Origin of the sequence: Anoxybacter fermentans (genome assembly GCF_003991135.1) — a bacterium.
GTDB classification, from domain to species: domain Bacteria; phylum Bacillota; class Halanaerobiia; order DY22613; family DY22613; genus Anoxybacter; species Anoxybacter fermentans.
In genome coordinates, this window is the sequence record NZ_CP016379.1 from 3452198 (window position 1) to 3478938 (window position 26741).

Below are 26741 nucleotides of genomic sequence, written 5' to 3' on the forward strand. Positions count from 1 at the left end.
ATCTGACACTCCGGTTCAGTAGCACTTTCGTGATAGGAGTTCACTTAAAAAAGATATTTTGCTTTTTTTTATATTATATCAAAAATCAAAAAGTCGTCAACTAGCGGAAGTATTTTGCTCTGTTGGTAAACTACAAAAAGCTGATTTTGAGTTGTTTAACTATCTTAATAAGATGGAAAAGAATGGTCTTATATGAGGATGTGATAAGCTAATCGAGCTACTGAAATTGAACTTTAGTATGGTTCGAAAAATTTCTTTATGAAACGAAAAATTAGCTTTTTACTGTAAAATCTTTATTGTTAAATTAAAAAACTTAGCAGGAATTTTGGGTTATCATATGGAAATATTATCGATTAAATACTGAAGAGGGTGGTAAGAGAAGGATGAGGATTAGAGAAATGACCATTAATGATTATGAAGAGGTTTATAGGTTATGGGCCAGTGCTGGTATAACTCTTAAAAAATCGGATGAACGGGAAGAGATTGAGAAGATGCTTAAACGCAATCCTAATACCTGTCTGGTTGGAGAAAAGGATGGAAAAATTATTGCTGCAGTTATGGGAGGATTTGATGGGAGAAGAGGTTATATCCATCATCTGGCAGTTCAGCCATCGTTGCAGGGCCAGGGTTATGGTGGTCAACTACTTAAAGAATTGGAACGAAGATTTACCCAGATGGGTGTAAAAAAAGTTCACCTTTTTGTTGTAGATACCAATAAAGAGGTAATCGGTTTTTATGAAAAAAACGGTTACATTCAGCGAGATGAATTAATTCCTATGAGTAAAACTTTACTTGATGAAATTTAATCATTAATATAAATTGGAAGTTAGGTAGTGTTACAAATCTCTTCACTCAGGATGTAGTAAGAAATTTGATGGAACTTATGCCAGGGGGTAAGGGAAGATAATGAGATTACACGGAACGATGCAAATTAATGAAAATGGTCATCTGATGATAGGTGGATGTGACACAGTAGAATTGGCCAGGGAATTTGGTACGCCCTTGCTAATTATTGATGAGGCAGAAGTGCGGAGGAGATGTTTTGAATACCGTACTGTTTTTAGAGGTACAGGTATTGAAGCAGAAACTATTTATGCTTCTAAAGCTTTTTTGACTATGGCTCTATGCCGGATTCTAAAAGAAGAGGGTTTAGGTCTGGATGTAGTATCGGGTGGAGAGCTGTTTATTGCCCAATCAGCCGGGTTTCCAATGGATAGAGTATATTTTCACGGTAATAATAAAACCCCAGAGGAAATAAAACAGGCTTTAGAAGCTGGGATTGGTCGTTTTGTAGTTGATAATATGCAGGAATTGCAGCTTTTAAATTACCTGGCCGAAGAACAGGGAGTAACAGCTAATGTACTGTTCAGGGTAACACCGGGTATTGAAGCTCATACTCATGAATATATCCAGACTGGTCAATCTGATTCTAAATTTGGTTTAGGGCTTGCTAATGGTATAGCTATGGAAGTGATTCGCATAGCTTCCAGATTGCCTCGGATAAATATTTGCGGTTTACACTGCCATATTGGTTCCCAGATCTTTAACCTGGAATCTTTTAGAAAAGCAGGGGAAGTAATGATGGATTTTTGTAATGAAATCCGCAGGGAATTAGGCATTGAGATAAGGGAGTTAAATTTGGGTGGAGGTATTGGTATTCCCTATACCGAAAAGGATCCGGAAGTTTCTATAAGAGATTATGCTCTGATTGTTGCTGATACTTTAAAAAAGAAGGCTTTTCAACTAAATTTGCCTCTTCCAAAGGTGATCAATGAACCCGGACGTTACATTATTGGCCCTGCTGGTACAACCTTATATACTATTGGCGTAATTAAAGAGATTCCGGGAATTCGTACTTATCTTTCCGTAGATGGAGGAATGACTGATAATATTCGGCCTGCTTTATATAATGCCAGGTATGAAGCTATTGTTACCAACAAAGCTTTTAAAGATCCGATTAAGACCGTGACCGTAGTTGGTCGTTGTTGTGAATCCGGTGACATGCTTATCCATGATCTTAAGATTCCTGAGGTAGAACCAGGAGACATTTTGGCTGTCTTCTGTACTGGTGCTTACACTTATTCTATGGCCAGCAATTATAATGGATTACCCAGGATAGCAGTTGTATTGGTTAATGATGGAGAAGCAGAAGTAATAGTTAGACGTGAAACTTATCGTGACCTGATTAGTCGGGATCAGATTCCTGCCCGCCTAAATCTATAGTTGCAAAATTACAGGTTTTCGAATTTTTAAACTGCCATATACCGTCGACCTTGATGTATGTTTCATCACCGCAGAAAGAGTTAGAGAGTTCATAAAATGTCCAAGTTGTTGGTAATATACCAGAGGTTTATGTTTAACAGGAAAATGTTATGGAATTGCCAATCAAGACTATGGTATTCCCATTACTTCTAAAAGCATAAAATGGTTAAACTGCAAAAAGCTAATTTTTCGCTTCTTGAGAAATTTTTCGAATCATCTAAAGCTCGATTTCCGCCGAAATAGGGCTTTCTAATCAAAGGGCCCTCCTGGCTCTTGATTAGCTCATCACCTCCTGTGATGAGGCCTTATTTCGTCGGAAATCTTGCTAAGATGATTTGGCGAAAAATTTCTATGTCATTCAAAATTAGCTTTTTGCAGTATAATCATAATCATAAAATTTATCTTGAAAATTAGGTGAGTTTAATGGTAACATGATAATTAGGAATGTTTGCATTTTATTGGGAAATATTAAGTTTATTCAAAGAATATAGGAGGTGTTCCTCTTTTTTAGCCCAGGAAATTGGTGGTGGAGTATGAATATTTTATGAGAGGTGAATTTAATTTGCTCGGTTTAAAGAGAGGTATTGTAAAACTTCATCCATATACAAATGAATGGAAGAGGCTTTATGAAGAAGAGAAAAATTTGTTGTGGTCTTCAATCGGTAATTATGTAGTGGATATTCAACACATAGGAAGTACTTCAATTCCTGGAATTGAGGCAAAACCGATAATTGATATAATGGTAGGGGTTCGAAATCTAGAAGATGGAGAGAAATGTGTTGAGTTCCTTGAGAAACTGGGATATGAATACAAAGGGGAACACGGGATACCAGGAAGACTATTTTTTGCAAAAGGGGATTCAACGATGAGAACTCATCATTTACACATGGTTGAATGGAACAGTGATTTCTGGAGGAACCATTTATTGTTTCGGAATTATCTTAGAAAACATGAGGATGTGGCTGAGGAATACTTAAAGCTTAAAAGAGAATTGGCAGAGAAATTTGCAAAAGATCGTGATGCTTATACAGCAGGAAAAGCCGATTTTATTCAGAGGGTCTTGAAGAAGGCTGATATTTCCGGTGAATGAAAGATTCAGGTTTTCGGTCAGGGATGGGGTTGAGATTGAGGCCAAATGGATGGTAATTACTTAAAGGGGGGGTTATTATATGTTAAGAAATGAAGGTGACAGATTAACACGGGTTGTTGTTTGTAGTCCTAAAATAGAATACTTCCGTGTTGATGATCTTAAATTACATAATATTACGGAACTTTCTGATCCAGCTAAAGCGATAGAGCAGCATGATAAATTAAAGTCAACCATGTCAGAGTTTGGCTGCCAGGTTATAGACATCCCTGAACTTTCAAATCACCCGAATTCTGTATTTACCATGGATACTGCATTATGTACTCCGCAGGGATATATTAAATTAAGAATGGGGTTGAAAACTAGAGAAGGAGAAGAAGAGTGGATGGCTCAGCATTTAGAAACATTGGGAGAGCCATATGCTGGCTGTATTGAACCACCTGGTACGGTAGAAGGTGGGGATGTCATATTAGCAGGTTCGGTTGCCTTTGTAGGATGTTCTAGAAGAACGAACAGAGAGGGAGTAAGACAGATATCTGATCTGCTAAAACGTATGGGGTATGAAGTGAGGGTAACAACAGTTCCAGAACCTTATTTGCATATAGGTGGCGCCATGAGCATGATTGGTCCAGAACGCGTACTTTGCTGTAAAGGAGTTTTTCCAGATGATTTTTTCAATGGATTTGAGAAGATTGAAGTTTCCGGTGATACATTTATCAGTGGAAATGTAATAAATCTAGGTGAGAATGAAGTTATTGCAGATATTAGAAATAAAGAGGCTATTGAAAAACTGGAACAGGCTAATTTTACTATTCATGCTTTGGATTTATCAGAGTTTGTAAAGGGAACTGGGGGGCCTAGCTGTCTTATAATGCCGGTTGAAAGAAAATAGTAGAGAGTAGAAATGATCTAAAGTTTGATTTCAGGGTAATCCATGGATCTTCGATCCATGGATTAATTTATCAGATACTGTGATAAGACTTTACTTTTCTTTCAATCTTACATGGATAAACGAAAAATTTCTCAAGAAGCGAAAAATTAACTTTTTGCAGTTTAACCATAATTAGTTTTTAAAAATATTAAAGAATGGTTTACAAGTTAGCACATATCATGTTATTATATAAACGGAAATCTACTCGTTGGAGAGATTATCCGTTTTACAAATATTTTTTTATTTAATCACATACGCCTGGATCTGTTTATGGACCGGGACGGAAGAATAAAGTACTATGCTTTAACTTTTCCCAGTAATGATTATTGGGAAAAGAGTTTCAACCTGGGCGTTGTAACTTTAGCATATCTATGCCTTCCTGACTGGTTCGGAGGGCTTTTTTATTATCCAGAATACTTAAGAGAATTGAGGTGCATTTTCCATGGCCAGGAAAAGTTTTGCCTTGATTGGCCCTGGTAGGGTGGGTACGGCCTTATCGTATCTTTTACAGGAGAGGGGGTATATTCTTAGAACGGTGGTAGGCCGTTCTGATAAATCTCTTAACCGGGCCAAATTATTTTTGCGCGGAGAAATTACATTTACAAAAGACCTGGCTGAATTACCCAACGATTTGAATTTTATTATCCTCGGTGTTAAAGATGATGGGATTGAAGAAGTGGTACACAGCTTATGGTATAAAAATTTGCTCAAAACCCAACAAGTTTTAATCCATTTAAGTGGAGTCCTTCCATCAGATGTAGGTCAGCTTTCTGAAATGCCAGAAATTGGCCGCCTATCCCTTCACCCTCTGCAAGCAGTGGCAGATGTGGAAACGGGAATCGGTAAACTAACCCAATCTGTCTGGAGTATGGAAGGTAATGATAAGGGAATTATTTTGGGAGAAGAGTTACTTGGGGTTCTATCGGTCAGGTGGCTTAAAATTAGTAAAGAACAAAAGCCACTATATCATGCAGCAGCCTGTGTGGTTTCTAATTATCTTGTAACCCTTATGCAACAGGGGATTGAAATGCTAAAAAAGGTGGGTTTTTCACCTGAGCTGGCCCAGGAAGCTCTCTTTCCTCTAATTGAAGGGACTGTCCTTAATTTAAAAGAAAAGCCACCTTGTGAAGCTTTGACAGGTCCCATTGCCAGAGGGGATAGTTATACTATTGCTAAACATATTCAGGCCATTTCTAAAGTAAATCATCAATGGTTGGAACTTTATCGCATATTGGGCAGTGCCACTTTGCAATATGCCCCTCTATCTGAGAATGAAGTTAAGCTTTTATCAAAAATTTTTTCCGGGGAGGAGTATCAATGAAAAATAAAATTACAATTAAAACCTTGATTGAAATGAAAGAGAGAGGGGAGAAAATAACTGCCCTCACCGCTTACGATGTTCAGACTGCTAGACTTGTAGATGAAGCGGGTGTAGAGCTTATTTTAGTTGGTGATTCATTGGGCATGGTGGTTTTAGGGTATGAGAACACTTTACCTGTTACGATGGAGGAAATGGTCCATCATACAAAAGCAGTGGTTCGGGGAACTGAACGTGCGCTGGTGATTGCAGATATGCCTTTTATGTCTTACCAGACCGGGGTAAAGGATGCCTTAGTAAATGCAGGTCGATTGATGAAAGAAGCAGGAGCACATGGTGTTAAACTGGAAGGTGGACGGGAAGTTTTGCCACAGGTTGAAACCCTTGTTAAAGCTGGAATCCCAGTCTTAGGCCATCTCGGACTTACACCCCAATCGGTTCATCAATTGGGAGGATTTAAGGTTCAGGGGAAGGATCAGCTTCAGGCAGAACGTTTGAAAAGAGAGGCTAAAGAGCTAGAAGATGCAGGGGCATTTGCTATTGTCTTAGAGTGTATTCCAGCAATACTGGCCCGTGAAATCAGTGAATCTTTAACTATACCTACCATTGGTATTGGTGCTGGCCCTTACTGTGATGGGCAGATTCTTGTGACCCAGGATCTATTAGGAATGGATGCTAATTTTAAGCCCAGATTTGTCCGCCGTTATGTAAATCTTCATCAGATAATCACCCAGGCAGTAAAGGAATATATCACAGATGTAAAAATGCAGAATTTCCCTGATGAAAAGGAAAGTTTCAGTCTGTCTGACTCAGTAAATAAAACCCAACTGTATTCAGGAGGAGATAGTAAAGATGAAAATTCTTAAAACCAAAGCTGAGGTTCGTAAAGAGGTATGCAATGCCAGACGTGAGGGTAAAACTATTGGCTTTGTTCCAACGATGGGCTATCTTCATAAAGGTCATCTGTCTTTGATGGAAAGGGCAAAGAAAGAAAATGATCTGGTGGTGGTAAGCATTTTCGTAAATCCTACTCAATTTGGCCCCAATGAAGATTATGCTACCTATCCCCGGGATCTTGAACGGGATGCTAAATTAGCTGAATCGGTAGGTGTAGATATTATCTTTGTGCCGGAAGTAGATGAGATGTATCCAGAAAACTTTCAGAGTTATGTAGAAGTTACTGAATTGACTCAGAATCTCTGCGGAGCCAAAAGGCCTGGACATTTTCGAGGAGTCTGTACAGTTGTGACCAAGCTTTTTAATATCGTTCAGCCTGACAGGGCTTATTTCGGCCAGAAAGATGCTCAACAGGCTATTATCATTAAACGTATGGTTAAAGATCTGGATTTTCCTATTGAGATAATAACCTGTCCCATAGTACGTGAAGAAGACGGTTTGGCCATGAGTTCTAGAAATACCTATTTAAATCCCGAAGAAAGAAAAGCAGCATTGGTTCTAAATCGTTCCTTGAAGAAAGCGAAAGAGATGATAGAGGGCGGTGAAAGGGATGCGGCTTTGATTCAGGCAGCAATGATTGAAATGATCGAAAAGGAACCATTAGCAAAAATTGATTATGTTTCCATTGTTTCAACAACTACTTTAAAGCCGGTACAGCGACTTTCTGGTCCAATTTTGATTGCACTGGCTGTATTTATAGGTAAAACCCGTTTAATTGATAATATTATGCTGGAGGTGGAGTAAAATGTATTTAGAGATGATGAAAGCGAAATTACATCGGGCCCGGGTAACTGATGCTAACTTAAATTATATGGGAAGTATTACCATTGATCAGGATTTGCTGGATGCTGCTGGTATTCTGCCGAATGAAAAGGTACAGGTAGTAAATAATAATAATGGTGCTCGTTTTGAAACCTATGTAATTTCAGGCGAAAGAGGGTCAGGGGTTATCTGTTTAAATGGAGCCGCAGCACGATTAGTTCAGCCGGGTGATGAAGTAATCATTATTGCTTATGTTTATATGACACCAGAAGAAGCAAGAGACTGGCAGCCAAAGGTTATCTTTCTCAATGAAAAGAATGAGATAATAACCGATTGACATAACTTGACAAATTCGCAGAAAAGGGATAGAATAGGATTGATAAAGTCATTATAATGAGGGGGTTTATTATGCCTACTGCTGAAGTAGCCAAAAGAATTAAGGAATTGAAAGAAAAGCATAATGCTATTATTCTGGCTCATAATTATCAAATTGAAGAGGTTCAGGATATTGCTGATTATGTTGGCGACTCCTTCGGACTTAGTCAGATTGCTGCAGAAACTGATGCAGATGTAATAGTATTTTGCGGAGTTCATTTCATGGCAGAAAGTGCTAAGATTCTATCTCCAGATAAAAAAGTCATCTTACCGGTATTGGATGCAGGATGTCCGATGGCTGATATGGTGGATGTAGAGGGTTTACGGGAACTTAAGGCTAAACATCCGGGAGTACCGGTGGTTACTTATGTAAACTCATCTGCTGCCGTAAAAGCTGAGAGTGATGTCTGTTGCACTTCTTCTAATGCTGTAGAGGTTGTTAATTCTATAGATTCTGATACTGTTATCTTTACACCTGACAAGAATTTAGGTTCTTATGTTGCCAGTAAAACCAATAAAAATGTAATCATTTGGGAAGGATATTGTATCACTCATCATCGGGTTGAACCTGATGAAGTGAGAAAAGTAAAAGAAGCTCATCCTGATGCTTTGGTGCTGGTTCATCCTGAGACTAGACCGGAAGTAGTAGCTTTAGCTGATCATGTGGATAGTACAGCAGGAATTTTACGTTATGTTCGCGAAAGTAATCATAAAAAGTTTATTATAGGAACTGAGATGGGAATTCTCCATAGACTTAAGAAAGAGAATCCAGATAAAGAATTTTATATTCTAACTCCCAAATTGATCTGTGCAAACATGAAAAAGACCCACTTATCTCATGTGCTTGAAGCTCTGGAAACTTTGAGTCCGGAGATTCATGTACCTGAAGAGATTCGCATAAAAGCCAAACGGGCTTTAGAAAGAATGTTAGCTATTAAGGGAAAATAAAATGGATTGGTGATTAGAGAATGAAAACCCCTCGATATTTGTTAGATTATTCAAACATTAATTTTGAGAAAGTTTACATTGATTTTCTAATCATCGGAACGGGAATTGCTGGTCTTTATTCTGCTATTCATGCTCATAAGTGGGGTAAAGTACTGATTGTGACTAAAGAAAAGCTGGAAGATAGTAATACTGAACATGCCCAGGGCGGAATAGCTGCTGTATTTGATAAAGAGGACAGTACAGAGCTGCACTTAAAAGATACATTGGTGGCAGGAGCAGGATTATGCAACCGGGAGGCAGTTCAAGTATTGGTCAATGAAGGTCCTGCCCGGGTTCGGGAATTGATTGATATGGGGACCAATTTTGACCGCCATCATGACCAGATTGCTCTGACCCGGGAAGGTGCTCACAGCAGACGTCGGATTCTCCATGCAGGTGGTGATGCTACCGGTGAAGAAGTCCGGCGTGCTCTTACCAATGTGGTAGTTAATCAATTAGGCATTCCTGTTCATGAAAAAACTTTTATTCTTGATTTGATTACTCATGAAGGCCGTTGCTATGGAGCATTGGCCTATTGTCATCATTATAAGAAATTTGTAGCATATTTGGCACCTATTACAATTGTAGCTACTGGAGGTTGTGGCCAGCTTTATCGGACAACCAGTAATCCAGATGTAGCTACCGGTGATGGAATGGCCTTTGCCTATCGGGCAGGTGCAGAATTAATGGATATGGAATTTATTCAATTCCATCCCACTACTCTTTATATTCCCGGTTTGCCTGCGTTTCTTGTTTCAGAAGCAGTTCGGGGAGAGGGAGCGGTTTTACGCAATGCCAATGGGGAACGATTTATGCATAAATATCATCCTATGGCTGAACTGGCTCCCCGGGATGTGGTAGCTAGAGCCATAGTCGATCAGATGAAAAAAGATGGTAAACTTCATGTCTGGCTGGATATTACCCATAGGGATGCAGAATTTTTAAAGAATCGTTTTCCAACCATCTATAAAACCTGCTTGAAGAACGGAATAGATATGGCAAAAGATTGGCTTCCAGTTGCACCTGCAGCCCATTATATGATGGGCGGAGTGAGAACCGACCTTTATGGAGCTACCCGGATTCCCGGTTTATTTGCCTGTGGTGAGGTGGCCTGTACCGGTGTTCATGGTGCTAATCGGCTAGCCAGTAATTCTCTTTTAGATGGATTGGTCTTTGGCTACCGGATTTTTGAAAAGGCGATTCCTGAATTTAAAAGTTTTAATGAGGATTTAGACAAAATTCCTCTTTTTATACCAGAACCTAAATATAAGAAGCGGCGTTCACTTTGTAGCACATATCGGAAGCGCTTACAACTGTTGATGTCTGAGAAGGTTGGTATTATAAGGGATGAAGAGGGTTTAAAATCTGCATTAGAGACCCTTGAAGATTGGAGTAAATGTCTTGAGTTTGAATTTTCCAGTATGGAAGAATGGGAAACTCAGAATATGATACAGATAGCATATATTATGGTACGGAGTGCATTGGTTCGTAAGGAAAGTCGAGGTGCCCATTATCGGAGAGATTATCCGGAATCTATCTTAAGTTATAAGGGACGGCATTTTGTTTTTCAGCGTGAAAGCCAGGAGAGTGATAGTGTTGAACTGGAATCATGAAATTATTATAGATATCATTCGGATAGGATTGAAGGAAGATTTAGGAACAGGGGATGTAACTACAGATTCGGTAGTACCCGAAGATCATTGGAGTGAAGCTTATATTACCGCTAAAGAAGAGGGGGTAGTGGCTGGTTTACCTCTGGCTCAGAAGATATTTGAGTATATAGATCCCCATTTGCGTTTTGAAGCTATTCGTAAAGATGGAGACCGGGTAAAATTTGGTGACCATCTGGCTAAAATCACCGGAGCTACCCGGAGTATTCTTAAAGGTGAAAGGCTTGCTTTGAACTTTTTACAGCGACTTTCTGGAATTGCTACCAAAACAGCTTATTATAAGAGTCTGGTTGAAGATTACTCTGTCCGGATTGTTGATACCCGTAAGACTACTCCTGGTTTAAGAATTCTTGAGAAATATGCGGTAAGAGTTGGTGGTGGCCATAATCATCGGATGGGTTTATATGATGCGGTGATGATTAAGGACAATCATATTGAGGCAGCGGGAGATATCCGCACTGCTGTAGAACTGGCACGCAAAGCTATACCTCATACGATGAAGATTGAGGTAGAGGTAGAGGATTTAGAAGGGGTTAAAGAAGCTTTGGAGGCTGGCGCAGATATAATTATGCTGGATAATATGAGTTTAGAGATGATGAAAAAAGCTGTAGAGATGATCAATGGTCGTGCCATCATTGAAGCTTCGGGTGGTATAACTGATGAGAATATTAAGGATGTGGCTGCTACAGGTGTTGATGTGATTTCTATGGGTGCTTTGACTCATACAGTAAAATCTCTGGATATAAGTTTGAATATTAATCCTGAAAAAATTAAAGATCTTACTGGCCGGCATTAACCAATCCTTTTCTGGGATTGGTTTTTTTTATTTTAAGATATGGTTATACTGCAAAAAGCTAATTTTTCGCTTTTTGAGAAATTTTTCGAACCATCTAAAGCTCGATTTCAGCCGAAATAAGGCTCCCTAATCAAAGGGCCGTCCTTGGCCCTTGATTAGCTCATCACATCCTGTGATGAGGCCTTATTTCGTCTGAAATCTCGCTAAGATGGTTTAACGAAAAATTTCTATGTCGCTCAAAATTAGCTTTTTGCAGTACAATCAGGATATTTATTATATGGGGTTTGGTTGATTAAAAAGGTGAAGTTGATTTTTCATTAAAATGATAAATGGTTGCACTGTAAAAATCTAATTTTTCGCTTAAAAGAAACTATTCTAACAATATTTAAAGTTCAATTTTGGTTAAAAGTTTCCAGACTTAAAAGGTTGTTAAGGTGCTGTTGATTAGCTTATTGCCTGTGATGAGGACATATTTAGACTGAGGTCTTGCCAGGATGTTTTAGTGAAAAAGTTCTATGCTGCTCGAAATTAGCTTTTTGTAGTATATAATTATAAATATTATAAAATTAACATATTGGCCGCATTAACGGTTAATTTGTTGTTTTATAGAAAAAAAGAAGGAACACGAATAAAAACTGACGAATAATAGTTTGTAAATGTTAGTGATTTTTTGGAGGTGAAATATTGAAGATATAGTATATTGAAAAATTTTTGATTTATTCAGATTCAAATTGTTTTTTGAGGAAATGTAATTTTAAAGGAGGGTATGATTATGAGTAAAATTCTAACAAGTCATCAGATACCAGGTGCGGTTATAGATTTAATTGAAGAAACTAAGGAGTTTTGTTTTTTAATAACTCCTTATTATAAACCATGGAATTTGTTAGAAAGAGCTTTAGAGAAAGCTGCAAATTTGGAAAAAAAGATTGTTTTTATTTTCAGAGCAAGGGATAGTTTAACTAATGAGATGAAATTGTTAAATGAAAAATTTGGGTTTGATGTAGTTATGGTGGAAAATTTGCATACAAAACTATATATGAATGAAAGAAAAGTAATTCTTAGTTCTATGAACTTATATGATAGTTCAAAAGAAAACAATTATGAATTAGGTTATATTTTAGAAGGAAAAAGACAGGCACAAGAATTTAAAGAAAAGATTATTGGTGGAGATATACTCTGTGTATCTGGCAATGTAAAAATGGAGCATTTGGCCTGGTAATTATACAAAAAATATTCAAATTATAGCTTTACATGGAGAAAAGAGTATGATAGGCTAAATTAGCCTGGCAAATTAACTTCTACCCGCATTTGTCTTAAATTATACCCTTAGAGGTTCCATGTCAAGCTGTAATTTGAATCACATTTGATGAATAAATATACGGCCAAATGCGTGATTTTTATATGGTCAAAAACAGTTGTTTTTGGTAAAACAAAAATGGGGCAAACGGCAACATAAAAAACCAGCAGTTGAACTGAAAAGTATATGGCCAAATGCAGGATTTTTATCTTGCAAACATAATTTAGTTGGAAGAACAGATTTTAATTCATCATTTTGGGTCCTGGTATCTTTAAATTATAAATTATTTGAAAAAATTCTTTAATCAAATTAGTTAACAAACTAATTAAATTTTCTTGACTTGCCAATAATTTTTGTGATTTATAAGTGGAATCTTCTTTTAAGTTGAGATTTTTGTTGGATAAACAGTTATGTTGATCGCTCAAAGAGGATTCCTTTTAAAATATTTTTTAGGAGGTGTAATGCAATGAAATTCTTCCTTGAACATTTTAAGAAATTAATCTGGTTAATAAGAGAAAATAAAGCAGTTTGGTTTTATTTGCTGCTAGTAGTGATTGGTTTTCCATTTTTGCAAATCTATTATTACCAAAAGTCTATTTTCTCAGCAATGTTACTTTTAGTAATATATTTATTTTCTATGCTAATAATGCTGGCTTTAATTTATTTTCCTACAGCAAAGATTTCAGTTGAAGAAAAAAAGATAGCAGCTTATAAACTTTCCCCATACTTGACATTATTTCTACTTTTATTATATCAAATTATGGTAAGATTTATAATTAGGAATTTCTCGTTTATGTATAGAAAGTTGGTTTTAAAAATAATCTGGGTTATAGGATTAAACCTATTAGTAATTCTATATGGTCATATCGTTTTAAAGATAAAATTTAAAGATTTGGGTTTTGGATGGCGCCATATATATATAATTGTTCCCCTTTGTTTGGTAGGTACGCTTGATGTAGTTTTTAAAGGTTTTAAAGATTTTAGTGATGGGGTGCTACTTGTTATTTTTCACAAGTTCATAGCTGCTTTTTATGAAGAAATTCTTTATCGGGGTTATCTTTTTACAACTTTGCGACGTATATTTAAAAAGCCAGTTAATGCAATAGTAATTAGTGGTATTTTATTTGGTTTTTCCCATGTCAGTGTTTTGAGTAACGAACCAATTTTAAAGCAAATTTTAATACGTATTGAAACATGTTTTTTTGGAATGATTTTCTCCTTTATCTATTACAAAACAAAAAGTTTAATTCCATCTACAGTTTATCATGCTGTAATAAATCTGCTTTAAAATTTGGTGTATTAAAAGGAGGTTACTATGAAAGAAAAAAATCATTATTCTAATTCTTTTATTAATTATTCAAATATCAACTAAAATTTTAGCTTTAGAGATAGACGAGCCCCTGAATATGAAACAATGTATTCAAATTGCATTAGAAAATCATCCGGACGTTATTGTTGCTCAAAATGAAATTATGGAAGCACAATTAAAATATGAAGAAGTTACCTGTGGTTCTGTCAATGACCAGTCACCATATCAAATTCAAAAGTTAAAGCAAGAAATTGATGATAAAAAATCTGCTTTAAATTTAAAAAATATAAATAATTATAAATGTATATACAACTTACTATGATTGGGTTAAAGCGGTAAAGCTATATGAACAGAGTTTACTGGCTAAACAAAGGTGTAAATTACAACTAGATGAGGCTAAAATTAAATATCAAGATGGTTTGATTTCACAAATTGAGTTATTGACAGCCAGTAAGGCCTTAGATCAGTGTATAAGGACAAGTAAAAAATATGAATTTTTAAAACAAGTTACAAAAAGAAATCTATATTTACAAATGAATTATTATACTGAAAAAGATCTGAATATCCAAATAGAGGAAATTGTTATAGATAAGGAAATACTTCCTGACTTAAAGTCAGGCATTCAGTCAGCATTGAATAACCGGATTGAATTAAAATCTCTTCAGCGAGATATTGAAAATCAAAAATATATCTTAAATATTTTTGAAAGTACTGATGTTTCTAAATTAGATAAGATCGAGGCTGAGAATAAATTAAAAGAACTTGAGACCAATCTTATATACCTTAAAAATAAAATTATTTCAGAAGTATATCAAGCTTATTATAATTTACAGCAGCTAAATTTATCAATTAAGGATAAAGAAGATAGCTTAAATCTTCTTAAAAAAAATGGGAATCTTTTAAACTTCAATATGAAAATGGGTTAGTATTTTTTCTAGAATTAATAAATATTAACGAAGAATTAACTAAAGCTGAAAGTGAATATATTGATCTGATTTTTCAGAATCAATTAAGTTTATGATCAAACTGCAAAAAGCTAATTTTTCGCTTCTTGAGAAATTTTTCGAATCATCTAAAGCTCGATTTCCGCCGAAATAAGGCTTCCTAATCAAAGGGCCCTCCTGGCCCTTGATTAGCTCATCACCTCCTGTGATGAGGCCTTATTTCGTCGGAAATCGAGCTAAGATGATTTGGCGAAAAATTTCTATGTTGCTCAGAATTAGCTTTTTGCAGTATAATCAGTTTATTAGAATGGAGAAGAGTGACAGGGAAATTAGGATCACTGTTAGAAGAAAATTTAATTAAAGAAAGTGATATTAAATAAAAAATGCAAGTTGAATATTCGGATAACACGGTATAATTACAAATATAAGATCAGGGAAACTAAAAAACCAGGTTATTAAAACTAAACAAGAAGAGACGTGGAGAATGAGAAAATATTTTCATGTATTGTTTCTGATTTTTTTAATTTGTTAGAGACCTCTCATTAAAACCGGTTTGTCATTGACATGGAGCCTCTATGGGTATGGTTATTAGCCTAGGGGCGAAGCAGTTAGGCTATGCCATTTCAAGGCTATCCTACCCATTTTCTCCATGTCAATGATTCGCTTCGCCAAACCTAAACTTTGAGGAACTAATATTTATTAACAAAATATGGCTATGCAGTTAACTCAGCATAGGTAATCGTAGAAGTAGAAGTGCATGCTACTGAAAGCCTGTCAAACAGCCAGTTTTGCATCCAACGACAATTAAAACAATAACAAAATTCTTCCAAATAAGACTGAAAATGCTTTCTGCTTAATCCATGATAAGTACCTTCTATAAAAGCCTTGGCATTACCAATTACAGTATGTAGCCATTTGAGAAAATGGGAATCCTCATGAGGATCATAGTGTTGAAACTTGTGCTCAAACTTACCATTTTTCCCAAGCTGTCTGTAGGAATGGTAAGCATCACTGGATATCTTCGACCCAGCTTGAATGTTGCGACAGGCAAAATCCCCTAAAGTTGAAGTTTTAATATCAGATACAACTTCCATTTTCAAATACTTAGGGCGGCCTTCTTCATCAAGAGATATAGCACATATAACTTTAGATTTTTCTGTTCCACGACCACGTTTACCGCCCCTGGTGGGACTCCCAAAAAATGTATCATCAATTTCCACAATACCTGATAACATATATCGAGCGTTACGGTCCCTCATAGCCTTTCTGATTTTATGGAGCATAAGCTATGCAGTTTTGTATGTTACATCAATTTCTTTAGCTAATGTCATTGCAGATATACCTCTTTTATCCCGAGCAGCAAGATATATAGCTAGAAACCATTTAACCAATGGAGTCCTGGTTCTATGCATGATGGTTCCTGCAGTAATTGAAGCCTGATACCGACATTCAGGATTGGCACATTGAATCAATTTGCGGGATACGATATGATAGCCTTTAGGATGAGAACATTTTGGGCAAACAAAACCTTCAGGCCCCCGTATGTTATATAGATACTGGTAGCATGCTTCTGTCGGTAGCGAATTTCTTTTGGAAAGCTATAAGAGAAAGCTTTTGATTTTTCACTGAAACCACTCCCAATCGAATTAGTGTTTGATTATATTATACCAAACATTTGTTCGAATTAGAAGAGGTTGCTGAGTAAAAGGTATAGCCATATTTATTTTTAATTCTGGAGAGGTATATCAATGTACAGAATTAACCAACGAACAGCTTAAGATCCTTGAAATGATGGGAGTCAAGAAGCCTCCAGGGTATCCAGAAATTGAACCAAAATCATAGTAATAAGCCTAAAAGAAGATAAACTGTTCAAAATTGTTGAAATATAAAGCTTTGCAGGAGATTTTTTTATCTATGCACTATCGAACTCGGGGTTTATACCTGAGATGAAAAATTACCATTATACAAATATCTTTACTGTTATTTTATCAAAAAAACTCAAAGTAGTTTATAAGTTTAATGCTGTTAAAAAGAAAAAGTGAAATTTCTAAAACTGTAATGAAAGGAGGTGAAAATATGAGTAATTCATTAAATTCTTAAACTCTGATGATGACTGGTTACCACTGGCAGCTTGTTGGTCCAATGACCATGACTGTGACACTGATGATACTTGTGATATCGATGTTTGTGATAGCGATGATGTATGTGATGTTGATGAGTGTGTAACAATGGAAGGTGTTGATATTAGTCCTACTTTCTAAAATATTTTTTTTGGGAGGTGTAATGCAATGAAATTCTTCCTTGAACATTTTAAGAAATTAATCTGGTTAATAAGAGAAAATAAAGCAGTTTGGTTTTATTTGCTGCTAGTAGTGATTGGTATGCCATTTTTGCAAATCTATTATTACCACAAGTCTATTTTTTCAGCAATGTTATTTTTAGTAATATATTTATTTTCTATGCTAGTAATGCTGGCTTTGATTTATTTTCCCACAGCAAAGATTTCAGTTGAAGAAAAAAAGCTAGCAGCTCATAAACTTTCCCCATACTTGATATTAATTCTACTCTTATTATATAATATTATGGAAGAATTTATAATTATGAATTACTTATTATTTATGTATAGAAAGTTTATTTTAAAAATAATCTTATTTATAGGACGAACCCTATCAGTAATTCTATTTGGTCAAATCGTTTTAAAAATAAAAATTAAAGATTTGGGTTTTGGATGGCGCCATACATATGTAATTATCCCCCTTTGTTTGTTAGGTACGCTTGATATAGTTTTTAAAGGTTTTAAAGATTTTAGTGCTGGGGTGCCGCTTGTTATTTTTTACTGGGTCTTAGTTGCTTTTCGTGAAGAAATTTTTTATCGGGGTTATCTTTTTACAACTTTGCGACGTATATTTAAAAACCCAGTTAATTCAATAGTAATTAGTGGTATTTTATTTGGTTTTGCCCATGTCAATTTTTGGATTAATGCACCAATTTTAAAGCAAATTTTAATGACTATTGAACAATGTTTTTTTGGAATGATTTTTTCCTTTATTTATTACAAAACAAAAAGTTTAATCCCATCTATAATTTATCATACTGTGGTAAATCTATTTTAAAATTTTGGCTTTAGAGATAGATGAGCTACTGAATTTGAAACAATGTAACTGTACGCCAATTAATTTTTAACCTCTTAGCAATTTCTGATATAGAGCACCTTTCATTTTCTCTTAGTTTTTTGATATAATTTGGGTCATGTTTAACATCCTTTCTATGCACCTCCTGAATTGGGCTTCAAGAGGTTATGTTCTGGATGCTTAGATGTGTCCCTTTTTTTTAACCATCTCTGTGTTTTAGGTGGCCAAACTATGTATCTTGATTATATTAAAACACATTGTTTTGGAATAACTTATAATTTATTGTAATAAGGCATTAATTTGATTGAAAACTTGTCGAGATGGTTTAACTAAAAATTTCTATATTGTTCAATATTAGCCTTTTACAGTTTGATTGTACGTATAAAATAATTATTAAATAAAAATTGACAAAAAACCATTTATAGTATATTCGTATTTAAGAAGTATAATATGATAAGGAGGAAATGATATTGCGAGTGATTTTTGAATTTGTTTCTGAAAATAAATTAGTTTTGCCTATTCATTATAATCATATTCTTCAGGGTTTAATTTATCATTCCTTTTCTGATAGAACTCTGGCTGATTTTTTACACAATAATGGTTATCAATTGAATAAACGAAAATTTAAGCTATTTTCTTTTTCTCGTTTAATGGGAGATTTTATTATTGATAATCAAAATAAACAAATTATTTTTGAATCACCTGTGAAGTTTGTTGTCACATCTGTAAAACCTGTAATCATACAGGATATTACTTCAAATATAATTAAAAACAATTATGTCCGTATTGGAAAAGAACATTTGTTTTTAAAAGAAGTCAAATTTGAATCTTTTAATGTTGAGAGTAACAAAATGTATATTAAAATGTTATCACCTGTAGTTACTTATAAGACTTATGAAGCCAATGGAAGCAAAAAAACCCATTATTATTCTCCCTGGGAACCGGAATTTGAAGAACAAATTAAAAATAATCTTTTGAAAAAATATGAGTTAGTAGAGGGTAAGAAACCAGATAATTTGGAATTTAGTATCAAGCCACTATTTAAAAAAGAAACTGCTAAACCAAATATAATTTTATATCGCGATTTTGTTATTAAAGGTTGGTCAGGAATTTTTGAACTCTCTGGAGACCTTAAACTATTAAAAATTGCATATGACATTGGTATTGGAGCCAAAAATTCACTTGGTTTTGGGTGTTTTGAAATTCTTACTAGTAAGTCATCTAAAAATTCTCGAAGATAAAATAGATATTGTAGAGCTTATTTAGTTACAAAAGAAGATAATACCCTTAACAGGAGGCTATATAGCATGCATTACTACCTGAAAAGTACTGTTTGTTTTTGCTAAAAAATACATTTTACATTCATCAAAAATAGTGATAGCATAAACTATAGGGGAAGTATAAATAAAGGAGTTGTTGTAGATAATGAAGCAATTACTTAAGAAAGTGACGACAGTACTGGTACTGATAGTAGTCATACTCTTCCTGGCTGCCTGTGGAGAAAGAATGAATCCTGAAGAGATTGAGAAGATGAAGATTGAGCAGACTATCGGAAATTATCTGGATGGTTACGCAAAAAATAATTCTACTCAGATTATTGAAACTCTTTATCTTGAGGAGAGTAAAAAGGAAGATTTACAGATCATATTAGATCAGTTTTTACAGGTTTTTCATAGGAATCCCTATACTTTTAAAATCTCTTATCAGATTGAAGACAATCTGATAGAAGGTGATTTTGCTGTTATTGATTTATCTGCGGTTTTGCGAATTTATGATGAAGAGGATATTGAACTCTTTTCGGTTCGTCTTTTCAAAGATAAAGAACTTATCCTGGTTAAAGATTCAGATGGAGAATGGAAGATTGATGTAAAACAATTTATCCCTGAAGAACTTTTGAAATTGGATTTTATCTTTTAAGAACTAATCCCCACACTTTAAAAACGGGTGGGGATTTTATTTATTTAAATTGTTAACCTCAATAATAGAAAGGTTGACAATCTAGCTTCTTCTATGGTATTATTTTGCTAGATGTTATAAAAGGAGGTGGACGGGATGTCAGAATCGCTGCGCCAGACCATTCTTAAGCTGTTATCTGAGCAGGATACATATATATCAGGGCAGGAACTATCAGAAAGATTGGGAGTTTCCCGAACTGCCATTTGGAAGCATATCAGTGCCCTTAAAGAAAAAGGGTATGAGATTGAATCTATACCCAATAAAGGGTATCGGTTATTAAATACCCCGAATAGATTGATTCCTGAAGAAATTTTGAGAAATTTAAAAACTACTACTTTGGGAAAAAAGATTGTATTTTTTGAAGAGATTGATTCTACTAATACTCAGGCCAAAGAATCTGCCTTAGATTATCCTGAAGGAACCATCTTTTTAGCTGAAGCCCAGACTAAGGGTCGGGGCCGACTTGGGCGTAGCTGGAGTTCAATACCAGGAAAGGGTATCTGGTGTTCGGTACTGTTAAAACCATCTCTTGACCCAACCTTTGCCGGTCAATTTCCACTGCTTACAGCTGTTGCTATTGCTGAAACGTTCCATAATCTAGGAGTAGATGCAAAGATCAAATGGCCCAATGATCTTTTGGTGGATGGAAAAAAAATTTGCGGTATTTTAACGGAAATGGGGGCAGAATTGGACAGGATAAATTATCTGGTTATCGGCTTTGGGATAAATGTCAAACATAAGCTTGAAGACTTTCCGAAAGAGATTCGAACTATTGCTACATCGTTGGAAATGGTACTTAAAAAGGAAGTTGATCGGGTTCAATTGCTTTGCGATATCCTTTTAAAATTGGAAAAATACTATTTCCAACTCTTAAAAGAAGGGTTTGAGCCAATTCGAAAGCTATGGAAAGAATATACCTGCACTCTAGGTCACGAGGTTAAAATTTCACGTTTTAACGAACTTCCCCTTTTTGGAAAAGCCCTTGATTTAAATCCGGATGGTTCTTTGCTTTTTGAGTTACCTGATGGTCAGATAATCAATGTTCATTCAGGAGAAATAGGACTTCAATAAAACAAAGGAGGAATCTTAAAATGAAAACAAAACAAATTATTTTAACAGGCTTATTTGCTGCATTAACTGCAGTAGGTGCAATGATTACAATTCCATTGCCTTTTAGCCCAGTACCTATAACTTTGCAAATTCTCTTTACCTTGCTTGCTGGAATTATTCTAGGTAGCCGTTATGGTGCTTTAAGTCAGCTTATCTATTTGTTTTTGGGTGGAATCGGTCTTCCTGTTTTTGCTGGAGGTAGTGGAGGATTTCAGGCTCTTGTAGGTCCAACGGCAGGATATCTCTGGGGTTTTGTTTTGGCTGCCTTTGTAGTAGGATTGATTGCCGAACACCGTTCTTCTTTAAAAACTGATATTTTTGCCATGTTGATCGGTATAATTCTCATTTATTTGCCCGGAATGATGGGGTTACATTGGATTGCAGGATTATCTTTTTCCAAGGCATTTGCCCTGGGTGTGTTACCTTTTATCCCGGGTGATCTTACAAAAGTATTATTAGCTGCTTTGATTAAAAGGCAACTTAGCAGTAGAGTTCCTTTTATTTTTGGTGAAGAAGGTTAAAGATTGATTTTTAAATCCAATTCTGTTAAAATAGTTCTGGCAATTGGAAATTGAAGGAGTGAATCAGGATGGTTTTAGTGATTGATGTAGGGAATACTAATACTGTATTGGGGGTATATCGTGGAGATGAGTTAATTGCCTATTGGCGTGTAGCCAGTGACCGTCAAAAAACCAGTGATGAATATGGAATTCTCTTTTATAGTTTACTTTCACATAAGGGAATTAATACCAAAGATATCCGGAGGATTATCATATCAAGCGTTGTACCCCCATTGGTGACAACTTTAGAAAAGGTCTGCCAGAACTATTTTAACATTCAGCCCCATGTGGTTGGCCCTGGTACCAAAACCGGAATGAATATTAAAATGGACAATCCTAAAGAAGTAGGGGCTGACCGTATTGTGAATGCGGTAGCAGCATATCATCTGTATGGTGGTCCTGTAATTATTGTCGATTTTGGTACGGCTACTACTTTCTGTGCAGTTAATTCTAAAGGAGATTATTTGGGTGGAGCCATTGCTCCCGGTGTAGGTATTGCTACAGAGGCCCTTTTTGCCCGTGCATCCAAACTTCCAAGAATTGAGCTTGTCAAACCTAAAAGGGTTATCGGAAAAAATACTATTGAAGGGATGCAGGCGGGGATTATTTATGGCTTTGTAGGTCAGGTGGATGGTGTTGTTCGGAGGATGCAAAAGGAGCTGGGAGAGAAAGCAAAAGTTGTGGCAACTGGTGGTCTATCATCTTTGATCGGGCCCGAGTCAGAAACTATTGAAATAATCAACCCTCTATTGACCCTTCAGGGATTGTTAATTATCGATAAAATGAATCCCTAATGGGAGTGGTTCCATGAAGATTGGAAATATAGTCATTGAAAATCCGGTGATTTTAGCACCTATGGCGGGAGTAACAGATCTACCCTTTCGACAGATTGTCAAAAAAATGGGCTGTGGTCTGGTTTATACCGAGATGGTAAGCGCAAAGGGTTTAATTTATGGCAATGAAAGGACTGAAAGACTTCTTGAGTTTGAGAAAGATGAAATTCCTGTTGCCATTCAGCTCTTTGGCTCTGAACCAGAGATTATGGCAAAAGCAGCCCGCCTGGTAGCAGAAAAAAAGCCAGCGATTATTGATATCAATATGGGTTGCCCTACTCCTAAAATAGTTAAAAATGGTGATGGTTCAGCTTTGATGAAAGATCCAGTTCTGGCTGGCGAAATTGTTGCTGCTATGACTGAGGCTGTTGATATACCCATTACTGTTAAGATGCGTAAAGGTTGGGATGAAGATAGTGTTAATGCTGTAGAACTGGCTCAAATCTGTGTTAAAAATGGTGCTAAAGCAATAGCAGTTCACGGACGAACCAGAGAACAGTTTTATTCAGGGAAAGCAGATTGGAAGATTATTCGAGAGGTAAAAGAAGCTGTAGATGTTCCTGTTATTGGTAATGGAGATATTTTTTCGCCGGAAGATGCGGTAGCTATGTTTGAAGAAACAGGCTGTGATGCTGTGATGATTGGTCGTGGCTGTCAGGGCAATCCCTGGATTTTTAAGCGGGTGACCCATTATCTTAAAACAGGTGAAATCCTGCCACCTCCTTCATATTCTGAACGGATTAAGATGGCTATCGAACATTTTAAGAGACATATTGCCTATAAAGGGGAAGAAGCTGGTATTCCTCAGATGCGCAAACACCTGGCCTGGTATATAAAGGGTTTACCTCATTGTACTAAGGTGAAAGAGGAAATCTTCCGTCTAAAGAGTTCTGATGAGATCATTTCAACTTTGCGGGATTATTTAGGGGAGTTAGAAGGTGATCAGTTGCAAAAAGTTAATTTTTCGCTTTAAAAGAAATTTTTGAACCATTTGAAGTTTGATTTCGGTATAATCCATGGGTCTTCTACCTATGAATTGGCTTATTATATACTGTGATGAGGCCATTCTTTTCAATCTCACTAAGATGGTTAAACGAAAAATTTCTAGGGCGTTCAAAATTAGCTTTTTTGTAGTTTAGCCATTATATTTAAGGGGCTGTCTCAAAAGTAATTAATTACTTTTGGGCATGGCCCCTTTTTTCATTGTTCATTTTAAATTCATTGAAAATTTTTCTGTTAAGAAAATAAAAACCCATACCTGACATTCTATACTGTTGCCAGTTTAGCCAGGTTATGGGCTATACACAGTAAACCCCATTCAATTTTTACTTTCTCAAGGCCACGAAGCAGAAATCTCCGGAATGACCAATTACCTTTGATCCTTCCAAAGACAGATTCCGCTTCAATTGCTCTTTGAGAACGGAGTTTCATACCTTTATCGGAACAAAGGTTTTCCTTTACCTTTTGCTTATATTCACGTAATTTAAAATTTATTCTTATTACTCGATCACCTTTGGCCCTGGTACAATTTTCTTTTAACTCACACTCATCACAATTTTCGCATTTGTAATATCTAATTTGTTTAGTATATCCATTTTCAGTCTTAATTTCTTTTGTCTTACAGTAAATGAGTCTTCTTTGAGCAGGACAAATAAACTCGTCGTTTTCTTTATCATACGGCCAGTTTTCTACTTTAAATATATCATTTTTAAACTTCTTCTTTTGTTCTTTATGAAAAGTATTATACTTAACATAAATATTAGTATTGGCTTTCTCTAAGTAATCATAATTTTCCTCACTACCATAACCTGAATCAGCTATCACATTTTCCGGAATCTTACCTGTAACTTCTTTTACTTTTTCTAAATGAGGTATTAAGCATCTTGAATCTGCCGGCCTTTGATGAATACTATAACCAACTACAAACTGATTCTCTGTACCTATCTGAACATTATATGCGGGCTTCAATTGCCCATTTTTCATGTGGTCTTCTTTCATTCTCATAAAAGTTGCATCAGTATCTGTTTTAGAATAACTGTTTCGTCCATTTAAAATCTCTTCCTGCTGCTCATATTTTTTCATTCGAGGAAGACATTTATCTTTGAGCTCTTTAACTGTTTTTTTTAACTTCTTATCTTTGGAGTTCTTTTCTAGACGTTCTTCAAGTTCCTTAATTTTTTCTTCGAGTTTCTTTGAATCTATTTCTTTTCCTTCACCCATCTCCTCCAGGTCATTATCCCCATACAATCTATTCTCTTCTTCGTTGGTTTTCTCAATCTCTTTTAAAAGTTCATTAATTTTTGCCCTAAGCCTTGCTTTGTACTTCTTTGTCGCTTTTCTCCAGACAAAGCTATATTTGTTTGCATTAGCTTCTATTTTTGTACCATCTAAAAAGTAATTCTCTAACTTTACATATCCTTCTTCTATAAGAAGTTCCAATACTGATGCAAATACCTCATCAATAACATCTTTCATGATCTCTGATCTGAATCGGTTTATCGTCCGAAAATCAGGTTTATTGTTACCACTAAGCCACATAAAATAAATATTTTCCCGAAGTGCCTTGGCAATTCGTCTTGATGAATATATTCTCTGAGTATAGGCATATACTATAACCTTAAGCATCATTTTCGGATGGTAGCTGCTTCTACCCCCACCTTTATATTTTTCAAGCAGGGGTTCAATATTCATCCTTTCTATAGCTGAATTTACCACCCTTACTAAATGATTTTCAGGAATAAACACATCAAAACTCAAAGGCAACATTGTCTGATTCATATTATATTCAATAAATGTCTTTTTATTATGGTTTTTCCTCTTCATATTTATATTTTACCATAAAAAAAAGGTGTTGTCTTTATAAAAATTTCTGACAACACCTTTCTTTTAATATTTACTTTTGGGGGTTATAAAGGGACTTTTGGGACAGCCCCTTTTTTATGTTCTATATATTTCTTCTAAAATTAACTTTCCTGCTTCGTCCATAGCATGAGCTCCCAATAAAAGAATTATATCTCCGGATTCAACCATTTTTAATACTTTCTTAAAATAAGGTAGTAACTCAGGGTTATGTTCAAACTTTATACCTTGTTCTTTAAGGGTTTTTAAAAAGATTTCCTCTTCCTCGGGATGAACCAGATCATCTTCTTTTACCAGTTCGGCACAGTTTGTGATCATCAATTTAACGTTGGGTAGTTTTTTAACCCATCCAGCGATGATTCTGGCATTGTCCTGATTGATTTTAACTCCCCGGTTGCCCCGGATAGCGTTAATGATATATAGTTTTTTATAGGTTAAGTTCTGTACGGTTTCAAAAACTGCGGTATAACTTCCGGGATTATGGGCACAATCATCAATAACAGTAAAATCACCATCATAGATAATCTGAAAACGTCGCCATACTCCGGTAAAAGTAGAGATATTTTGCACCTGTTTTGGAGTTAATCCCAAAAGAAGCCCGGCTCCGCAGGCGCCCAGAGTGTTATATACATTATGTTTACCTGGTAGTTTGATCTCAATTGGTATTCGCATTGGTTCAATTTTGGCATATCTGGTCTGAATGGAATTACGCACTACCAGATCATAATAGGTTTTAAGATTTTTCTGGCGGATGTTTTCTGCTGAAATCATATTCTTTTTCTTAAATCCATAGGTGACAACCTGTGCTTTAATATCTTTGGAAATAAAATTGGCATGAGGATCATCCCCATTTATAAGGGCAATGGCATTATCTTTTAGTTGTTCGAAAAGACTTTTTTTAATTCTAACATAGTGCTCAAAATTCTTATGAAAGTCGAAATGGTCCCGGGTTACATTAGTAAAAATGGTAAGATCAAAATCAATTCCATAGGTTCGCTTTAATTCAATTCCGTGAGACGAGACCTCCATAGAAACTGCTTTAAGATTTGCATCCACCATTTCACGCAGATATTTTTGCAGTTCTACGGCATCAGGTGTAGTCAGTTGGGCCTTTCTTGTTTTTAATCCTGTATCAATGTCCACAGTACCTATAAGTCCGCAGCCGATCCCATTTTTATTGAAGAGATGGTGGAGCAAAAAAGTTGAAGTTGTCTTTCCATTTGTTCCCGTTACTCCAATAGTTAGCAAAAAACGGGATGGATAATCATAGATATAAGCAGCCAATTCGGCGAGGGCAATCCGACCATCTGGAACCTGTTGAACCGGTACATCGACGGATAAATCTATAGGTTTTTCAGTGATGATAACTGAAGCCCCTCTGGCTAAAGCGTCCTCAATATACTCGTGTCCATCTCTTTTAAGGCCCTGGATTGCTACAAAAGCAAACCCGGGCTTTACTTTCCGGGAGTCACATGTAACTCCCCGAATATCTCTAAATAATTTCAATGGCGGTGCCCCCTTACCTTTCCTACTTGAGTTTATTATTTAGTAATGCCCTAATTATTATTATAATATTTTTATGTTAGTTTTTCAGTAT

24 protein-coding genes and 1 pseudogene are annotated in these 26741 nt (G+C 35.7%); 22 read left to right on the forward strand and 3 right to left on the reverse strand.

Annotated features, from left to right (window positions below; genetic code table 11):
* Window positions 1-383: 383 nt before the first annotated feature.
* The 15 genes from BBF96_RS15725 (at window position 384) to BBF96_RS15795 (ending at window position 14677) form a co-directional block, all read left to right on the forward strand.
* Window positions 384-806 (forward strand): GNAT family N-acetyltransferase, encoded by a 423-nt coding sequence (locus BBF96_RS15725; RefSeq protein ID WP_127018018.1) that lies wholly within the window; start codon window positions 384-386, stop codon window positions 804-806.
* 100 nt (window positions 807-906) lie between these two features.
* Window positions 907-2223 (forward strand): diaminopimelate decarboxylase, encoded by a 1317-nt coding sequence (lysA, locus tag BBF96_RS15730; protein ID WP_127018019.1) that lies wholly within the window; start codon window positions 907-909, stop codon window positions 2221-2223.
* A gap of 583 nt (window positions 2224-2806) precedes the next feature.
* Complete coding sequence (locus BBF96_RS15735; protein WP_205665661.1) at window positions 2807-3352, forward strand: GrpB family protein; 546 nt, start codon at window positions 2807-2809, stop codon at window positions 3350-3352.
* A gap of 79 nt (window positions 3353-3431) precedes the next feature.
* Window positions 3432-4241: a dimethylarginine dimethylaminohydrolase family protein gene (locus BBF96_RS15740; RefSeq protein WP_127018020.1), complete on the forward strand. Its 810-nt coding sequence runs from the start codon at window positions 3432-3434 to the stop codon at window positions 4239-4241.
* Between the two features lie 481 nt (window positions 4242-4722).
* A complete protein-coding gene (locus tag BBF96_RS15745; protein WP_127018021.1) occupies window positions 4723-5601 on the forward strand; it encodes a Rossmann-like and DUF2520 domain-containing protein in 879 nt (292 codons plus the stop codon).
* The gene (gene panB / locus BBF96_RS15750; protein WP_127018022.1) at window positions 5598-6464 is read left to right on the forward strand and encodes a 3-methyl-2-oxobutanoate hydroxymethyltransferase; all 867 of its coding nucleotides are present in this window, start codon (window positions 5598-5600) and stop codon (window positions 6462-6464) included. The genes BBF96_RS15745 and panB overlap by 4 nt, the downstream gene beginning before the upstream one ends.
* The gene (gene panC, locus BBF96_RS15755; protein ID WP_127018023.1) at window positions 6451-7299 is read left to right on the forward strand and encodes a pantoate--beta-alanine ligase; all 849 of its coding nucleotides are present in this window, start codon (window positions 6451-6453) and stop codon (window positions 7297-7299) included. The genes panB and panC overlap by 14 nt, the downstream gene beginning before the upstream one ends.
* Before the next feature lies 1 nt (window position 7300).
* On the forward strand, window positions 7301-7654 hold the full coding sequence (panD, locus tag BBF96_RS15760; protein ID WP_127018024.1) for an aspartate 1-decarboxylase: 354 nt from the start codon (window positions 7301-7303) through the stop codon (window positions 7652-7654).
* A 71-nt stretch (window positions 7655-7725) separates the two neighbouring features.
* Window positions 7726-8640: a quinolinate synthase NadA gene (nadA, locus tag BBF96_RS15765; RefSeq protein ID WP_127018025.1), complete on the forward strand. Its 915-nt coding sequence runs from the start codon at window positions 7726-7728 to the stop codon at window positions 8638-8640.
* A 20-nt stretch (window positions 8641-8660) separates the two neighbouring features.
* Window positions 8661-10292 carry an L-aspartate oxidase gene (gene nadB, locus BBF96_RS15770; protein WP_127018026.1) on the forward strand — a complete coding sequence of 544 codons (1632 nt, stop codon included), beginning with the start codon at window positions 8661-8663 and terminating at the stop codon, window positions 10290-10292.
* Window positions 10276-11145 carry a carboxylating nicotinate-nucleotide diphosphorylase gene (gene nadC / locus BBF96_RS15775; protein WP_127018027.1) on the forward strand — a complete coding sequence of 290 codons (870 nt, stop codon included), beginning with the start codon at window positions 10276-10278 and terminating at the stop codon, window positions 11143-11145. The genes nadB and nadC overlap by 17 nt, the downstream gene beginning before the upstream one ends.
* Before the next feature lie 772 nt (window positions 11146-11917).
* Entirely contained in the window at window positions 11918-12364 is a 447-nt protein-coding gene (locus BBF96_RS15780) for a phospholipase D-like domain-containing protein (RefSeq protein ID WP_164731142.1), read from the forward strand.
* A 544-nt stretch (window positions 12365-12908) separates the two neighbouring features.
* A complete protein-coding gene (locus BBF96_RS15785; protein WP_127018029.1) occupies window positions 12909-13730 on the forward strand; it encodes a CPBP family intramembrane glutamic endopeptidase in 822 nt (273 codons plus the stop codon).
* A gap of 118 nt (window positions 13731-13848) precedes the next feature.
* On the forward strand, window positions 13849-14073 hold the full coding sequence (locus BBF96_RS15790) for a hypothetical protein (protein ID WP_127018030.1): 225 nt from the start codon (window positions 13849-13851) through the stop codon (window positions 14071-14073).
* A 97-nt stretch (window positions 14074-14170) separates the two neighbouring features.
* Window positions 14171-14677 carry a hypothetical protein gene (locus tag BBF96_RS15795; protein WP_127018031.1) on the forward strand — a complete coding sequence of 169 codons (507 nt, stop codon included), beginning with the start codon at window positions 14171-14173 and terminating at the stop codon, window positions 14675-14677.
* 731 nt (window positions 14678-15408) lie between these two features.
* On the opposite strand, the pseudogene BBF96_RS15800 reads toward BBF96_RS15795, so the two are convergent.
* A pseudogene (locus tag BBF96_RS15800) lies at window positions 15409-16321 on the reverse strand (IS1595 family transposase).
* A 662-nt stretch (window positions 16322-16983) separates the two neighbouring features.
* Here BBF96_RS15800 and BBF96_RS15805 point away from each other — a divergent pair.
* The 7 genes from BBF96_RS15805 to dusB all read left to right on the forward strand — a co-directional run bounded on the left by BBF96_RS15805 (window position 16984) and on the right by dusB (window position 23258).
* A complete protein-coding gene (locus BBF96_RS15805) occupies window positions 16984-17808 on the forward strand; it encodes a CPBP family intramembrane glutamic endopeptidase (RefSeq protein ID WP_127018032.1) in 825 nt (274 codons plus the stop codon).
* 494 nt (window positions 17809-18302) lie between these two features.
* Window positions 18303-19067, forward strand: coding sequence for a CRISPR-associated endoribonuclease Cas6 (gene cas6 / locus BBF96_RS15810; RefSeq protein WP_236777948.1), 765 nt, complete (start codon window positions 18303-18305; stop codon window positions 19065-19067).
* A gap of 184 nt (window positions 19068-19251) precedes the next feature.
* Window positions 19252-19743, forward strand: a complete 492-nt coding sequence (locus BBF96_RS15815; protein WP_127018034.1) for a hypothetical protein — start codon at window positions 19252-19254, stop codon at window positions 19741-19743.
* Window positions 19744-19878: 135 nt separating this feature from the next.
* Window positions 19879-20853 (forward strand): biotin--[acetyl-CoA-carboxylase] ligase, encoded by a 975-nt coding sequence (locus BBF96_RS15820; RefSeq protein ID WP_127018035.1) that lies wholly within the window; start codon window positions 19879-19881, stop codon window positions 20851-20853.
* Window positions 20854-20873: 20 nt separating this feature from the next.
* Window positions 20874-21413: a biotin transporter BioY gene (locus BBF96_RS15825; protein WP_127018036.1), complete on the forward strand. Its 540-nt coding sequence runs from the start codon at window positions 20874-20876 to the stop codon at window positions 21411-21413.
* Window positions 21414-21481: 68 nt separating this feature from the next.
* Window positions 21482-22246, forward strand: a complete 765-nt coding sequence (locus BBF96_RS15830) for a type III pantothenate kinase (protein WP_127018037.1) — start codon at window positions 21482-21484, stop codon at window positions 22244-22246.
* Window positions 22247-22259: 13 nt separating this feature from the next.
* Window positions 22260-23258: a tRNA dihydrouridine synthase DusB gene (gene dusB / locus BBF96_RS15835; RefSeq protein ID WP_127018038.1), complete on the forward strand. Its 999-nt coding sequence runs from the start codon at window positions 22260-22262 to the stop codon at window positions 23256-23258.
* Window positions 23259-23551: 293 nt separating this feature from the next.
* Here dusB and BBF96_RS15840 read toward each other — a convergent pair whose 3' ends face one another.
* Both BBF96_RS15840 and BBF96_RS15845 read right to left on the reverse strand, forming a co-directional pair.
* Window positions 23552-25108 carry an IS1182 family transposase gene (locus tag BBF96_RS15840; protein WP_127018039.1) on the reverse strand — a complete coding sequence of 519 codons (1557 nt, stop codon included), beginning with the start codon at window positions 25106-25108 and terminating at the stop codon, window positions 23552-23554.
* A 114-nt stretch (window positions 25109-25222) separates the two neighbouring features.
* Entirely contained in the window at window positions 25223-26650 is a 1428-nt protein-coding gene (locus BBF96_RS15845; RefSeq protein WP_164731145.1) for a Mur ligase family protein, read from the reverse strand.
* Window positions 26651-26741: the final 91 nt, after the last annotated feature.

Coding starts and splice junctions, on each gene's coding strand:
- BBF96_RS15725 (WP_127018018.1), top strand. CDS start 384: ATGAGGATTAGAGAAATGACCATTAATGATTATGAAGAGGTTTATAGG.
- lysA (WP_127018019.1), top strand. CDS start 907: ATGAGATTACACGGAACGATGCAAATTAATGAAAATGGTCATCTGATG.
- BBF96_RS15735 (WP_205665661.1), top strand. CDS start 2,807: ATGAGAGGTGAATTTAATTTGCTCGGTTTAAAGAGAGGTATTGTAAAA.
- BBF96_RS15740 (WP_127018020.1), top strand. CDS start 3,432: ATGTTAAGAAATGAAGGTGACAGATTAACACGGGTTGTTGTTTGTAGT.
- BBF96_RS15745 (WP_127018021.1), top strand. CDS start 4,723: ATGGCCAGGAAAAGTTTTGCCTTGATTGGCCCTGGTAGGGTGGGTACG.
- panB (WP_127018022.1), top strand. CDS start 5,598: ATGAAAAATAAAATTACAATTAAAACCTTGATTGAAATGAAAGAGAGA.
- panC (WP_127018023.1), top strand. CDS start 6,451: ATGAAAATTCTTAAAACCAAAGCTGAGGTTCGTAAAGAGGTATGCAAT.
- panD (WP_127018024.1), top strand. CDS start 7,301: ATGTATTTAGAGATGATGAAAGCGAAATTACATCGGGCCCGGGTAACT.
- nadA (WP_127018025.1), top strand. CDS start 7,726: ATGCCTACTGCTGAAGTAGCCAAAAGAATTAAGGAATTGAAAGAAAAG.
- nadB (WP_127018026.1), top strand. CDS start 8,661: ATGAAAACCCCTCGATATTTGTTAGATTATTCAAACATTAATTTTGAG.
- BBF96_RS15780 (WP_164731142.1), top strand. CDS start 11,918: ATGAGTAAAATTCTAACAAGTCATCAGATACCAGGTGCGGTTATAGAT.
- BBF96_RS15785 (WP_127018029.1), top strand. CDS start 12,909: ATGAAATTCTTCCTTGAACATTTTAAGAAATTAATCTGGTTAATAAGA.
- BBF96_RS15790 (WP_127018030.1), top strand. CDS start 13,849: ATGAAACAATGTATTCAAATTGCATTAGAAAATCATCCGGACGTTATT.
- BBF96_RS15805 (WP_127018032.1), top strand. CDS start 16,984: ATGAAATTCTTCCTTGAACATTTTAAGAAATTAATCTGGTTAATAAGA.
- BBF96_RS15815 (WP_127018034.1), top strand. CDS start 19,252: ATGAAGCAATTACTTAAGAAAGTGACGACAGTACTGGTACTGATAGTA.
- BBF96_RS15820 (WP_127018035.1), top strand. CDS start 19,879: ATGTCAGAATCGCTGCGCCAGACCATTCTTAAGCTGTTATCTGAGCAG.
- BBF96_RS15825 (WP_127018036.1), top strand. CDS start 20,874: ATGAAAACAAAACAAATTATTTTAACAGGCTTATTTGCTGCATTAACT.
- BBF96_RS15830 (WP_127018037.1), top strand. CDS start 21,482: ATGGTTTTAGTGATTGATGTAGGGAATACTAATACTGTATTGGGGGTA.
- dusB (WP_127018038.1), top strand. CDS start 22,260: ATGAAGATTGGAAATATAGTCATTGAAAATCCGGTGATTTTAGCACCT.
- BBF96_RS15840 (WP_127018039.1), bottom strand. CDS start 25,108: ATGAAGAGGAAAAACCATAATAAAAAGACATTTATTGAATATAATATG.